The 14,003-nt window shown below is 69.6% G+C and carries 7 protein-coding genes; 2 read left to right on the top strand and 5 right to left on the bottom strand.

Annotation, left to right across the window (positions count from 1 at the left end):
* The first annotated feature begins 253 nt into the window (after nt 1-253).
* Nucleotides 254-1,434, top strand: a protein-coding gene (locus tag J8403_RS00035) for an IS3 family transposase (RefSeq protein ID WP_211121232.1) whose coding sequence is annotated in 2 segments (ribosomal slippage) — nt 254-538 and nt 541-1,434 — 1,179 coding nt in all. Because the reading frame shifts where the segments join, the coding sequence is not laid out codon by codon here.
* A 564-nt stretch (nt 1,435-1,998) separates the two neighbouring features.
* On the opposite strand, the gene J8403_RS44910 is transcribed toward J8403_RS00035, so the two are convergent.
* Together J8403_RS44910 and J8403_RS00025 are read right to left on the bottom strand one after the other, a co-directional pair.
* Complete coding sequence (locus tag J8403_RS44910) at nt 1,999-3,039, bottom strand: NsdA family TPR-like regulatory protein (RefSeq protein ID WP_485129824.1); 1,041 nt, start codon at nt 3,037-3,039, stop codon at nt 1,999-2,001.
* A 298-nt stretch (nt 3,040-3,337) separates the two neighbouring features.
* Nucleotides 3,338-6,955, bottom strand: a complete 3,618-nt coding sequence (locus J8403_RS00025) for a CHAT domain-containing protein (protein ID WP_211121231.1) — start codon at nt 6,953-6,955, stop codon at nt 3,338-3,340.
* A gap of 232 nt (nt 6,956-7,187) precedes the next feature.
* On the opposite strand from J8403_RS00025, the gene J8403_RS00020 reads away from it, so the two are divergent.
* The gene (locus J8403_RS00020) at nt 7,188-8,006 is read left to right on the top strand and encodes a hypothetical protein (protein ID WP_211121230.1); all 819 of its coding nucleotides are present in this window, start codon (nt 7,188-7,190) and stop codon (nt 8,004-8,006) included.
* A gap of 714 nt (nt 8,007-8,720) precedes the next feature.
* On the opposite strand, the gene J8403_RS00015 is transcribed toward J8403_RS00020, so the two are convergent.
* From J8403_RS00015 to J8403_RS00005, 3 genes are all read right to left on the bottom strand, one after another.
* Entirely contained in the window at nt 8,721-10,388 is a 1,668-nt protein-coding gene (locus J8403_RS00015) for a hypothetical protein (protein ID WP_246585602.1), read from the bottom strand.
* 199 nt (nt 10,389-10,587) lie between these two features.
* Nucleotides 10,588-13,113, bottom strand: coding sequence for a DEAD/DEAH box helicase family protein (locus J8403_RS00010; protein WP_211121229.1), 2,526 nt, complete (start codon nt 13,111-13,113; stop codon nt 10,588-10,590).
* Between the two features lie 212 nt (nt 13,114-13,325).
* A complete protein-coding gene (locus J8403_RS00005) occupies nt 13,326-13,856 on the bottom strand; it encodes a hypothetical protein (RefSeq protein WP_211121228.1) in 531 nt (176 codons plus the stop codon).
* Nucleotides 13,857-14,003: the final 147 nt, after the last annotated feature.

The following is a 14,003-nucleotide window of genomic DNA, read 5'->3' as shown; positions in this document are numbered from 1 at the left end:
AGCCTGCGTCGCCCGGCGGTCCGCATAGCGCACCTGTCTGTCCGTAGGAAAGGGAAGCCAGCAGCGCGCTGGGCCACGGCCCCACGTGATCTCGTGAGGATAGGGCAGAGAGGAGGGAGAGACGGAGAACGGAGGCGGGAGTCAGTCACAGGCGTGGCTGCTGGTGACTGAGCTCGACAGATGGTCGGGACTGCTGCAGGGTTGGGTGACACCTGACCTGGCTTGCTGAGAGGCGGCCTGGAAGGATGTTGCAGTGCCCAAGCCGTATCCGAAGGAGTTCCGCGAGGACGTCGTGCGGGTCGCGCGCAACCGCGAGCCCGGCGTCACGCTGGAGCAGATCGCCGCTGACTTCGGGGTCCACCCGATCACGTTGTCGAAGTGGCTGCGCCGCGCCGAGACCGACGAGGGCGCCAGGCCCGCAACGACGTCGGGTGAGTCGGCCGAGCTGCGCGAGGCCCGCAAGCGGATCCGGCTGCTGGAGCAGGAGAACGAAGTGCTCAGGAGGGCTGCGGCGTATCTGTCGCAGGCGAACCTGCCGGCAAAATGATGTACCCGCTCGTCCGCGAGCTGGCCGCCGCCGATGCCCCTTACCGGGTGCCGGTGGCGGTGACGTGCCGGGTGCTCGGGCTGGCCCGCCAGCCCTACTACCGGTGGCTGGCCCAGCCTGCCACCGACACCGAACTGACCCAGGCATACCGGGCCAACGCCCTGTTCGACGCGCACCGCGACGATCCCGAGTTCGGGCACCGCTTCCTTCTCGACGAGGCCCACGCCGCCGGTGAGGCGATGGCTGAGCGGACCGCCTGGCGGATCTGCCGGGACAACGGCTGGTGGAGTGCCTTCGGCAAACGCAGGGGCCGCGGGAAGAACGCCAAAGCCGGGCCACCGGTCCACGATGACCTGGTGCGGCGGAACTTCACCGCGGACGGGCCGAACCGGTTGTGGCTCACGGACATCACCGAGCACGCGACCGCCGAGGGCAAGCTCTATCTGTGCGCCGTCAAGGACGTGTACTCCGGCCGCATCGTGGGCTATTCCATCGACGGCCGGATGAAGTCCCGCCTCGCGGCGGCCGCGCTGGGGTCCGCCGTCGCCCGCCGCGGCCCCGCTGCGGGATGCATCGTGCACTCCGACCGCGGATCGCAATTCCGGTCCCGCAAGGTCGCCGCCGTCCTCACCCGGCACGGCCTGGTCGGCTCAATGGGCCGGGTCGGGGCCGCAGGCGACAACGCCGCAATGGAGAGCTTCTTCGCACTGCTGCAGAAGAACGTCCTCGACCGCCGCGTCTGGGCCACCCGCCAGGAGTTGCGGATCGCGATCGTCACCTGGATCGAGCGGACCTACCACCGACGCCGGCGGCAACGACGCCTGGGCCGATTGACCCCCGTCGAGTACGAGACCATCATGACCCCACCCGCAGCTCTGGCTGCATAAACCCCGCTGTCACCCGATCGTGCAGCAGTCCCGTCCCGCAGTACACGCACGCTCAGCGCGAGGTCACCCATCGGCAGCCGCCGCATCGGCGCCTTGAGCGGTATAAGGCCTGTCCGCGGTCACCGAGGCAACGCTGCCTGACATCCAGTCCTCCGTGCGCTGGCCCACGTCCAGGGAGCAGAGCCTTACGTCGCCTGTCTCGCACCTTGTGTCGTGCGCTGCTGCCCGGGCCGTTGCCCATGGTGTGTGACGAGCGTCAGCCGTATTCCGCCGACGTGTCACCAGAGGTCTGTTCGTTCACCCACTGCTGAGCCTCTGAGAGATTCGCGGCAGTGCCTGCAGGTTCGTACGAAAACCCGTTCCACTGCTCCAGCACGCGGTTCATTGGGCCGGAGGTGTCCGCCTCCGCCGTGCAGCGGGCGGTGACGTCGGTGGATGTCGAGCGGCGGGCGGCGTCGCTTGTTGTATGAGGCGAGAGGGTTGGCCGCGTCGATGTACATGGCGGCGCGGGATGGCTGGTTCGGCGGTCCTGGTCGTGAGTGCCTGCCCATGGTCGCGATGGTCTCAGGCTGCGATCGTGGTCGGGCGGGCTGCTGCGAGATCCGCTGTCCTTGTGTGTACCTCGTGCACGGCGGTGGTCCGGTAGGGGCGGGCGGCGTCCAGCAGTGTATTGAGCCGGGAGGTCATGAGGGTGGAGTTGATCCGTACGGCTTCGGTGAGGGCTTGTTGGGCGGCTGCGGCGGCCTGTTCCGGTTCGCCTTCGTCGAACAGTGCGGCGGCCAGGCCGATGCGGTCCATGACGCGGACACGGTCGAAGCCGGGCTTGCGGAGGGCGAGCGCGTGAGTGAAGTGGAGGCTCGCGCGGCTGGGCTGGTCGATGCTGTTCAGGTCGCGGGCGGATACCGCGCGGGCGCCGGCGTGCTTGGCGGCGTCGAAGTACGCCACCCACTCCGGCACATCGTCCAGGCCGTCTGCGACCAGTTCGTCGGCGGTTCCCAGGTGCTGCTCGGCGCGGCGCTCGTTGCCGAGGGCGGCGTGGACACGGCTGGTCTGGGAGGCGGCCAGCGCTCTGGTGGCGGGGAGGATGGCCTTCTTCGCGGCGATGCCGAGGAGACCGAGGGCGTCGTTGGGGTGTCCGAGGTAGATCGTCTGGTGGGATATGCGGGTGACGATCTCGACCCCGCGGTCCGGCTGGCCGGCTTCGGAGGCGGCATAGATGCCGTAGGACCAGTACCGCTGGGCGGTGGCGTACCGGCCGCTGTCGTGGCTGACCCATCCCGCGAGTGCGGCCAGATCAGTGGTCGCGCGAAGAGCCGGGCCTTCAAGGAGGTGGGGACGCCGTCCTGGATGCGGCGGGCGACCTCGGCGAGCTGGGCGACGATCGCGGAGCGGTACAAGCCGCCGCCCTTGGCGGCGTCCGCCCTGGTGAAGAAGGCGGTGACTTTCTGCAGTGCGGTGGTGGTGTCGGTATCGAAGCCCTTGGCGGCGTGGTTGAGCCGGCGGGCGGTGCCGCCCAGCATCCGCTCGGCGGCCAGGATGAGCGGGGTGCCAAGGGCGAGCTTGAAGGTGTCGCGGCGGTTGAGGGCGAGGTCCATCTGGGTCCATCCGGCCAGGGTCTGGGCGGCTGCCTCGGTCAGCAGCGGGATCTGGATGCTATCCAGCGTGGGCCCTTGGGCTGTCAGTCCGAGGTCACCTTGAGTGAGTGGCTGGCCAATTGCGTCGGAGAGTACTGCGGTCAGCAGAGCGGGGACCGGCGGGCGGGGCCGCTCGCCGTCGAGCCAGCGGCGGATGCGGCTGGCGTAGGGGCAATCTGCTGGTGTCCTTGGGCATTTGCTTCTGCGGCGACGCGGCGGGCGATCTCGCCGTGCGACAGGCCGGTGGCCGCCTGCGGCCCCGACCGTGATTACTCGCGGCCCCACCGGAAGCGCAAGTGTCCGAAGCCGGCGTCGGCCTGGGTGAGAGCCCGTTCGGTGAAGGCGATCTGTGCGTCACCGGGCGGGAGTAGGACCCGCTTCATGGCCAGAGCCCGGGTCAGATGTCGCCGTCCGTGCCGCGGTCTGGCCAGCACCACCTCGGCGAGCCCGAGATTGTCCAGGGCGATGGCGAACGGCAGGCTGATCACGTCGATGCGCTCGAAAGCGGCCACTGCGCGCTTGGCCATCCGTCTCCCGGCCCGTCCCTGGCCCCGGACCAGCGCCACCACCGCGAGCCGCCCGTACAGCATCGCCTCCAGCAGGGCAGGGTGATGTGGCGTCTCGCGAAGGATCGTCAAGGCTTTCTCGAAGTGCGGCTGCGCCTGCTCGGGCCGATTTCCGTCGAGCAGCTCCTGCCCGAGGTCGAATTCCTCCTGCGCCTTCGCCACTTGCGAATTGCGCAGGTTGATCGAGACGAACCCGATCGGCGGACTCTGACCGGCATCAACCGCGAACTGCGGCACCAGTCTCGGGTCGAGGTCGGTCACGACCGGCTGGGAGCTCGGCACCTGCCGGTCGTAGAGCTGTGCCTCGGTGGGCAGAACGAACCGGTGACGCAACAGTTGGTCGAGATCGCCCTGCACCACGAAACCCGCCCACAGATCGGGACGGTTCGGCTCCTCGGCGTACAGCTCCATCTTGCTGTCCCGCAGCGCGACGCTCCGCGCGAAGCCGGCCAGCATCCGCCGGTAGAACAGCGTCATCAGCCGTGCAGTGGCCACATCGTCCACCCGCCACAGTGACCACACCACTGAGCGGGCGCCGGACAGCAGGAACGACCGCGCCACCCCCATTAGACCCTCCTCATTGTCGAGCGGTCCCAGGCCGCTCTCACACGCCGACAGCACGACGAGGTCGGTGCCGGCGAGCCCCATGCCGAGGACGTCCAGGGCGGTGACAAGACCCGATGCCCCGCAGTTCGCGCCGGCCAACGCGATGCCGCTGTCGAGCAACGGATGCCGTGCCGTCCGGTCCGCGCCGTCGGCCGGTACCGGGAGGTAGTAGCCATGGGTGGCTAGGTGCAGGATCTCCGGGTCGGCGCGGCTCAGCAGATAGTCGCGGGTGGCCGCGCCATCCGTCACGGCCGCCACGCCCAGTAGGTCGGCGATGGCTTCGCCCTCCGCGCGCGTCTCTTGCAACGGCATGAAGGTGTCCTGTGGCGTGCCGTAGTCCGGGGCAGCGATGACCACGGGCGGTGTGCCGCGCCGATTGGCGCGCGACCCCCCGCGTCCGGCGTCGCGTCCGGTTGCCAGCAGTGACAGCCGGTTCGTCGCCAGCAGCGGCAGCCCGTCGGCACCGATCAAGGCATCGAACGGCACCCGGCAGAGTGCCCCGTCTGGGGCTATGGCTATGACCCGCATGTCGTCGGCAGGCAGGGACGCCAGCAGCGGGTTCCAGATCAGCTCAGCCAGCCGACGGGAGTAAACACGCCACTGTGGCTCAGGAAGGTCAGCATCTGCGATGGCGCTCCAGAACATCTGTGCCGCTTCGTCGATCCGGGCTGCCTCGCCCAGATCCAGCAGGGCCATTTCTTCGGGGCGGCCGTTGGGCAGCACGAAGGCGGCGTACCACGCGGGACCGCCGATCGCTGAGGGGCCAGCATCTTCGGGCGGGTCGAAACCCGGGCACCGGACGTACTCTACGAGCGTTACGTTGGTGGGCAGGTGCGCGGCAACGTACTCGGCCGTCGAGTGATCGAGGAGTTCGAGCAAGACCTCCCGGGGTACCGCAAGCGAGAGCTGTCGTTCCACCTCGTCGAGTTGCTGCTGTTTGTCCTCCGTCGGTGCGCCGGTGGCTCCCCAGCCGCGGCGCAGGGCCGCCGCGAGATCCCGGGCTGGTAGCAGCCGGGTGAAGCCCCGCAGGATCAACTCGTTCTGCGCCAAGATCATCTCGGCGCTCAGCCGCTTGGTGCCGACCGCGGCACGGAACGCCAGCCGTCGGGCCTCGTCCTGATCGCGGAAGCGCCGTGCTACCAAGGTCAGCAGGAGCCGCTCAAGGTCGAATCGCTTGGCCGGACCGGGCTCGAAGGCCGAACGGACCCGCCAGGTCTCGGCGTGCTCGCGCTCCGCCTCGCCGAGGGCGCCGCGTAGGGATTCGAGCATCCCTACGGCATCGCCCTGCCGCCAGCGCAGCATGCCGAGTGAGCGCAGGACGCGCCGGCGGAGGTCCCGCGACTGGTGATCGTCCGCGCCCGCCACCTTCTCCAGGAGGGAACGGTAGACGGCCGCCGCCTCGTCGAGGGGCAGGAACCCGGCCGAGCTCCACCGGGCCAGCAGATAGGGCATGCTGTCCGCGCCGTTCTCGGCGAGGACACCGGCGACGGCGTTGCGGATCTCGTCCATATCAACCGAGCCCTGCTGCGACCGGGATCTCGCGCGGGCCCGGCTGAACACGATCTCCGCTTTCCGGGCGGCCGGCCGACCCGGTACCGACAGCGCCTCGGTAAAGACCGATTGCGCCCGGTCGAGGCGTCCGGTGTCCAGGAGGGCCACGCCGAGGTTTTTGAGGGCCGTGCAACGGAACTCCGGTGGGGCGTCGGCGCCCTGGCCGCGCAGGACGTCGGTGATCTCGGTGAGATCCCGGATCACGGTCTCGTTGTCGCCGGTCACCCGGGCGATCTCCGCAAGGTTGTACCGGTTCATCAACACGTCGACAGCCCCGGGTGGCAGCACCGCGGCGTAGTGGTCGAGGGCCCGCTGATACAAGAACCGGGCCAGGGCATAGTCGCCGAGACGGTCGGCGCAGAGCCCCGCCTGGGACAGGACACCTGCCCTGGCCTTGGCGTCCGGGGAATCGGGCTGGTCGCCGATGGCGAGGCCAGCCCGCCGCAGCAACCGGATGGCGGTCGGCTCATCCCCGAAGCGAGCCTCCAGCTCGCCGTCCGCCTCCAAAGCCTGTCCGGCGAGCAGGGTGTCCCCGGATGCCTCCGCGTGGCCGGTCAGCGCGTCCAGAACATTCCCGGCAGTGCCGAGCAGGCCATTGGCGGCCAAGATTCGGGCGGCAACTATCGCGGCGTGGGCCAGACTGGGGAGATCCGCTTCTTGGACGGCGGGATCGGCCGCTATGACCGCCCGCAGCAACTGCTCCCAGGCCGATTCGACCTCCCCGGCCCGCAGGGCGAGCACCCCCATTCGGCAGGCGGCCTCCAACCTAATGAGTGCGCACACCGGCTGGGAGCCCCAGCGCTGTTCCAGTGCGGCGCAGCGCTCGGTGGCAGTGGTGAGGTGGTGCCGGACGATGTGGTCCTCGTCCGCCTCCTGTGCCAACCGAGCCACCCACATGTCGCTGCCGGCGGCACGGACCTGGTCGTCCGCCGTGACTAGCCCCCCTAGCACGGTGGCAAGTTCCCGGTAGGCGGCGATCGCCTCATCGCGCCGGTCGGCCTCTCGGTAAGCGGTCGCGGCCTCGGCCAGCGCCCCGCGCAGATCGCCGCCGGCCCGCCGGGCGACCTGCAGGGCGGCTTCCGCGGCCGACACGCGATCGTCGGCGACAGTGGCCGGACCCGACTCCAGAGGTATCTTTTCCTCGGAGCCGTTCCACACATTCACACCACAATTTTTCCGGGCTAAGGGCTGTCCCGCAATCCCGGGCGGGCAGCCTCGGCGTCAGCTACGGCGACTCGATGCGTTGGCAAAACATCCGAATGGAATCACTCTGAGGATGCCTCGCCGCCTTGCGATTGACCGCATCTGACGCCGCTCGCTCATCCACCGGTGATTGTGGGGCAGCTCTTAAATACGGACGTGTCCAGAGTGGACTAAGAAAACATCGAAGGGCGAGATGGAATCAGGTCTGCGTGGTTACTTCGACCTTGTATTTCGTGAGTTCGACTGCTATGGAACCTGGTTGCCCGGGACAGGTGTCCAGCTTGGCGACATCGGCCGCCTCACGACCGGTGGCACTTTCGAGCGTTCCGGCAGCCTTGCGACGCGCGCACAAATGCCAGCAGTGCGAATTCTTGAGGAGCCTGATCAAACGGTCGCGACAACGGGCAGTGTGAATTTTGGAGCAGGAGTGCAGGTCAGCGCCGGCGATGCGCTGAATGTCTTGGCTGATGCCAATGCGAAATTGGAAATCAACTTTTCCCGGTCCGGCGCGGCAGCCATGGTTCTGGAACGCGTGCGCCGCCACGAGTTCGTCGACGAACGGCCGGTACGCTCGATCATGATGCGCCTCTTCGAGGCCAAGGAGATTGAAGTGGACGAGATCGTCGTCAGCTACGTGAAAGAGGCGACATCCGGCGTGATCGCGACGACACACAACGCCGAGAGGTCCGCGGAGGCCGACGTCGCCGGTCAGGCCAGCGGAGCCGCCATCACCCTGTCTCGGGTCGGCGGTCTGCTGAAGGCGACTGCCGCGATTAGCTCACAGACCGTGGTGGCCGCTGGCCGAGACCGGCCGCTGACGCCGATGTACCGGGCGCTCGTCTTCCGGCGCAACCGGGACTGGTGGCCGTTCTGGCGGTCCTACATCGACATCGGCTCCGCGATTCCCGCCAAGCACCGGAGCCGCAGCGAGGACGCGATGATCGCGGCGGCGCGGCCGTCGCTGGCCCGCCCGGTGGAGGACGACGGAGAGGCTCCACACTTGGATAGTTAACCCGAGGGGCGGAGTTGCCGGCGAGTCCCTTCCGCCATGCCCGGCCCTTACCATCTGGTCAACCGGCACCGGTCGCCACGGCAAACGCCCGCACCGTGGCCTTCGATCAGGGGCCCCATGCCGGGGACCATTGTCAAGCGTGGTTGGCCGGTCAAGGTTCTGAGTCAGCGCCGTTGCGCCAGTCGGATGACGTCGGGCTCCCGGCCGCTCGCGCAGATGGTGGTTCTCCGGTCGACCAGTCGTGCCCGATGAAGTGGGCGCCCTTGCGGTACGCCTGCACCGCGGCCAGCGTGTGGTGCCTTCTGACATTCGATCTCGGATGCGGGCCTCAATGAGTCGGTGCGCTCCTTACCCGATCGGGTGATAGCGCAACACCTGTTGCGCGCGGTACGGTCCTCCGCACTGCTACTGAGCTGCACCGATCCTCATCAGACCAGACTGAACGACGGTTGACCCCGCTGGAAGCCACTCCGCCGCTGAAGAACGCGTCAGCTCCACGCCCACCCCCGTCCTGATCCTCCAGGACATCGTCGGCCGTCGGCGACGCGGCCACCAGAGGCCGTCTCCCACGGTCCTTTCGCCGCCCTCCTCGCCGCCGTCCGTGCCCGTCGCGGTGGACGGTCTGAGTAGCCGCCCCGCACGACTGTCGCGCCGCCGAGACCACGTCCTGATCGTTCCCGTGCACCTGTGCCGCCACCGGCTCGGCAGTGCCTGTCACTCCTCGGTGCTTCTGGAGCGTTCGGGTCTGAGGTAGCGCACCGGCGGGAAGCGTTCGGTGAGGCGCAGCAAGACGGTGGCGTGTCCGTGCGCGGCGAGGTCGCGCCGGGCCTCCTGCATGTTCAGGATCTTGTCCATGGTGTAGATCTCGGTGCAGGGCCCGAGGTCGATCTCGTGATCGCCGAAGGTGAAGAGCGTCGACTCGCAGTCGTTGGTGACGCGGAGCATCCCGTTGTGGAAGAGGTCGCCCAGGTTGGTGAGGGCCTCGGCGCTGTGGGCGCCCACGGACACGGTGTCGCCCCGTAGCACGGCCTCTTCGCCGTCGAGCAGCGCGAGAGCATCCTTGACCTCCCGGGCTTCCCGTGTGCCGAAGTCGTCGGGGAGTGGGAAGAACTGGTGGGTGCGGGTCTGTAGTTGTGTTAGCTCGTCGAAGGCGTCGGCCCACAGTTGGGCCTCGCCGGGTTCCCAGCTGGCCGGCGTCATGCTCGTGGTGATAGGAGCCCGCAACCGGACGGTACCGGCTCCGGCGAAGCCGACCTCCAGGAAGCGTCCGGGGCGGCTGAGTGCGATCAGCCGGAGCACCGGCACCATGGCCTGCGGCAGGACCGACTCGGGCAGCTCGAAGGAGAACGTCAGCCGGGCGGAGCGGTTGCGGGGGTGGTAGCGCAGCCGCACCCGAAGCACTCCGGTGCCGTCGCGGCCGTGGAGTGTTCCGCCGTCGAGGCCGCTCACCCGGTGCGTGAACGCCACAGGCAGGGAGGCGAGCGGCACACCCGAAGACTGCTGGACGACGACCTGCCCCCGCAGCGGCGGTGTCATCTCCTGACGGGGCGAGGTGATGCGCACGCCACCGACCGCGATCCGCTCCAGCCCCAGCCCGGCGGGGCCCGACAGGGCGGCTTCGGCGAGGTTGTCCGCGGTCAGCTCCACCTCGCCTCCGAAGCGCAGGGCCTCCTCGAACCGCAGCCTTCGCCGGGTCTCCTGCGGGTCACCGCCGGCGAACCGGATTCGGGCGGTGAGCTGGATGGCGTTCTGCCCGTCCGGGTCGGGCCCCCGGGGCGTCAGGTGCACGATCGTCCGGCCGTCGGCGTCCAGAGAGGTGCGCACCGCGTGGTGCGGGGAGATCTCCTGGACCCGCTCATGCAGCGCGCGGACCCGCTCGGCGTAGTCGCTGATCCCGCCGGCCAGCACATCGCGCTCAGCACGCGCCTCGGCGATGCGCTCCAGGATGTAGTCGGCGGACTCCTGCAGCGCGTAGCGCACCAGATCGGGATGGGCCGCGAACTTCTCGTCCAGCCAGCTGCGCCCCCGCCACCGCCGCACGAACGGGAACCCTCCGCGCAGGCTGTCGAACCACCGCTGCTCGACCGGGTTCGGGTCGATCGGCACGAGGAGATCCCAGTGGTCTGGCTGATGACGGGCCGCCGACACCAGCGACCGCTCCACCTGCCTGCGGCGTCCCGCACTCATCCGGCCAGTGAACGACTTCGCCTCGTACACGATCAGTTCACCGTTGTCGGTGTACTCGAACAGGTCCCGGCCGCCGTCCCCGCCCGTCCCGTCGACCGGCTGCGCCCGCTTGCGCAGGCGCATTACCAGCAGCGTCACCAGGGACTCCGACAGCCTGGGGTTCTCGGCCAGCTTCTCCCACGGAACTCTCACCACACGCCCACCCTATGAACCCTCTCTGACATCCCGTCCCGCTCAGCACTCCGAACTCCTCGTCCTGGCACCGCCCGCCGGTCCCCGGCGAGCGGTGCCAGGGGCTGCCAACTGGCCACCGTCGCCCGCCGGTCGGTACCGGCCTGCCGGTGTATGCGGCAGGCCCGTACCGACCCAGGGCCCCCGGACCCCCGGGCGTTGATCAGGAGGAGACGCACACGGGCTCGGAGTAGGTGGTGAAGAACCGGTCGCCGGTGAGCTTGTGGTGTGCGAGCTGGTCGCGGACGGCCTGTTCGTCCGCCCAGCGGTCGGGGCTGCTGGCGAGCGCGGCCGCGTAGCTCGTCACGGCCTCCTTCAGCTTCTCGAACAGGGCCGGGGTGACGACGCGCATGCCGGGCACCGCGGTGGCCTTGGCGTCGCTGACACGGCTGGGGTGCACCATGACCGGCAGGGCCTCCACCTCCGGGTTGTGGTCGTTGAGCCAGCGGACGCTGCCGCCGAGCTGGTCCATGTCCTTCTTCGCGATCGTGTCGGTGGTGCACCCCGTCTTCAGCTCGGTGACGGCCTGCTGTGCGGCCGAGAGCGCCCAAAGGTTGTCCGGGCCCGTGCCGTACAGCTTCTCCGGGCGGCTGCTGGCGAACCCGAGATGCTCACCCAGGTTCTGCCAGGCCGCCTCGGCGTCGTCGGAGCGCTCGTCATCGCCCCAGACCACTTCCTCGAACAGCGCCTGCACCCCGAGCCTCAGGCTGACGCCGTCGCGGTAGCGGTCCGCGAGGAAGTCAGCGGCGGCACGGGACTGCACCGCGGCTGCCTTGAGCCGCACGGGGACGGCGCCGTGCACGGACCGCAGGACGAACGTGTTGTCGACCAGCGCGCCGGCCAGGGCCTGCTGGGCGGCCACAGGGTCGGTCAGGTGCAGGTAGGCGGCCTTTTGCTCCCGCAGCCATCCCCGCAGCGCCTTGTCGTTCTCGCCGAGGGCGTTGACCGCCTTCTGCACCCGCTCGGCTGCGGCCGAGGGGCGGCCGGTGGCTGCGAAGTCGAACGCCTCGCGCAGGGCGATGGCTTCCGGCCGCACCGTCCCGTGCTCGGCGTAGCGCACCTCCGCCAGCGCCCGCCGGCTGCGCTCTCGCCATTGCGGCGCCCGCCCCAGGCAGGCCCGCAGCGCTTGGCGTACATCGTTCAGCCCTTCGCCCTTGATCTGGCCCGCGATGTCCCGGCTCAGCTTCAGCTGCGCCTGGGTCGCGGGGGAGAACAGAGCCAGGTGGCGGGCGTCGTGGATCGCCGTGGCGAGCTTGGCGCCCAGCAGCAGGACCGCGCAGTAGTCCTCGCCGTCGCGCACGCCGCGGCCCATGCCCTGTTCGATCCGCTGGACCTCGCGGGCCAGGCGGACGGTGCTGTCGGCCAGTGCGACGGCCTCGCGTCGCTCCACCGAGTCCAGGGGCCGGGGAATCCCGTCGAGGACTAGCAGGCGGCACGCGCCGGCCGGGAGATTGACGCCGTCGTACTTGTTGACCAGTACCACCAGGCCCACGTGACCGGCCTGGAGCTCCTTCACGCCGGTCTCGAGGTCGCCGACTCGCCAGATGTGGTGGGCGTGGCGTGTCCAGGCCGCGGCGGCCCGTTCGCTGGGGACCAGCACGACGACGTTGACCGGTTCGGTCTCGGCCACGCCGTCGCCGTCCTGGTCCCCGTCGGCGAACTGGCGGGCCAGCACGCGTACGGCCTCGTCGTCCAGGTCCGGGTTGAGTGCCACCGGGGCCAGGATCATCCGCTCACCGAGGTCGGCGGCGCTGCCCGGCGTGACGGGCTTCGCGACGAGGTTGGGGTCGGCACTGAAGTCGGTGACCAGGGCGCTGTCGTCGGCGAGCGTCGCGGTCAGGTAGACCCGGCGGCGGGCGCGTACGAATGACGGGAGGCGGTCGATCGGCGGGCACGAGGGCCTGATCTCGATCGCCGCCGACGTCGCCGTCGCGGTGCACAGGTGCAGCACCTCGGCGAGCAGCGGCCACACGAACTTGAAGTTGTGCTCTTCGCGGTGCGGCCGCAGGATCTTGAGCACCTCGTGGCGCTTGTCGGCCCACGCCCAGAACGGGATCGGTGCCAACGCGGTGGGGTCCTTGTCCTCCAGTCCTGCCCAGGCGTTGGCCGACTGGTGACGCAGGTCGTCCGCGAACAGCTCCAGCAGCTTGCCGTGCGCCTCATGCGCAGCGGGCACCCGCAGCCGGAACTGGTCCTCGGTCCGCGCCAGCGCGGCATGCGCATCATCGACGATGACGATGCCCAGCTCGTCCGGTTCCTTGCCATCGCCGACGACACCGAACGCCGACTTGCCATTGATCAGCTTCTGGTAGTTCGTCACCAGCACAGCCTGGGCCGTAATGAACGCCTGGCTGTACGGATCGTCCGTGGTGGCGATGTTGAGCTTGGCGGCCTCCTGGCGGACCTGCTTGGCCAGGTAGTTGTCCGGCGTCAGGTACACGGCCTTGCCGATGCCCTCGTTCAGCGTGCTCTGCGCGATGAGCAGGCCGACGGCCGTCTTGCCCCCGCCGGTGTTCTGCTTGATCACCACGTCTGGCTGGTCACGCCGGTCGAACCACTTGTCCAGCACCTCGCCCTGCTCGTGGCGTAGATACGGCCACGGCCGGCTGGCCAACCCCGCGTAGATGTCCCGGGGCCGCAGCAGCGCCTCACTGTCCCCCGTGCCGATCAGATCCCAGTTCAGCGGCATCGTGCCGCCTCCTTCACCTCATCGGGCGGCCCCAAGCCGTCCCGAAATTTCTCGTTTTCCATGCGCCGCACACCGGCGGCCCCGTTGTTCTGCGAACAGCGACTCCTGGCCCGCCCGGCCAGTGCCTGCCAGAGCGGTTCCGAAACCCCGCCCCGGGGGCGCTCCCGGCCCGTCGCTGACGGCAGCCGGGAAGCGCCCCCGGGGGCGGTCCGTCAGGCCGGTGCCGCGGTCTGTTCCCCGGCGCCGCTCCTCTCCGATCGGGGACGGACGACCCGCCGAGCAGGCTGAGCGGTGACCAGGGCGAGCCACTGGGCCTGGGTGACCACCGGCCACGTACGCGGGCCCATCCGGCCGCGCAACCCGATGGCGTCGGCGGCTCGTCCCTCGGCCGCCTCGAGCGCCTTGCGGGGGCTGAATGGGTCGGCTTCGATGACGTACACCGCCGTGAAGGCCCGGGCCCGTTCGGGATGCCGCAAGTGATTCCGCAGCCGGGTGCCGACCCCGCCGACGCGGCGGGCCTTGCCCAGCCAGCGCAGCCGGCCGTCGGCGTCGACTACCAGATACAGCCCGGCGAGCACCCCGTCCAGCACCGCGAGCGTCTCCTGCCGGTGCCAGGGCTCGAGGCTGTACGGGGTGGGCCAGTCACCGCACCGCAGCGGGCCCAGCGCCGTCCACGCATGCCGCAGTACCCGCGCGTCGACCACCGGCCCGGCCGCCGGCTCCGCGCAGCAGTCCACACTCACAGCGACATCACCGCCAAGGTGGCCTTGTCCAGCAGCGGCCCGATCCTCCCGGCCTCCGTCTTGATCTTGCCGAACTCCTGCACGTACAGCTTCTGCACCTCAGCGGGCTCCTCCGGCGCGCCGGCGTCCTCACGGGCGCGCACGGCG

The organism is Streptomyces yatensis (genome assembly GCF_018069625.1).
Taxonomy (GTDB): Bacteria; Actinomycetota; Actinomycetes; order Streptomycetales; family Streptomycetaceae; genus Streptomyces; species Streptomyces yatensis.
This window is presented reverse-complemented; position numbering and strand designations above follow the sequence as displayed.

Coding starts and splice junctions, on each gene's coding strand:
- J8403_RS44910 (WP_485129824.1), bottom strand. CDS start 3,039: ATGGACCCAGATGGACCTCGCCCTCAACCGCCGCGACACCTTCAAGCT.
- J8403_RS00020 (WP_211121230.1), top strand. CDS start 7,188: ATGGAATCAGGTCTGCGTGGTTACTTCGACCTTGTATTTCGTGAGTTC.
- J8403_RS00010 (WP_211121229.1), bottom strand. CDS start 13,113: ATGCCGCTGAACTGGGATCTGATCGGCACGGGGGACAGTGAGGCGCTG.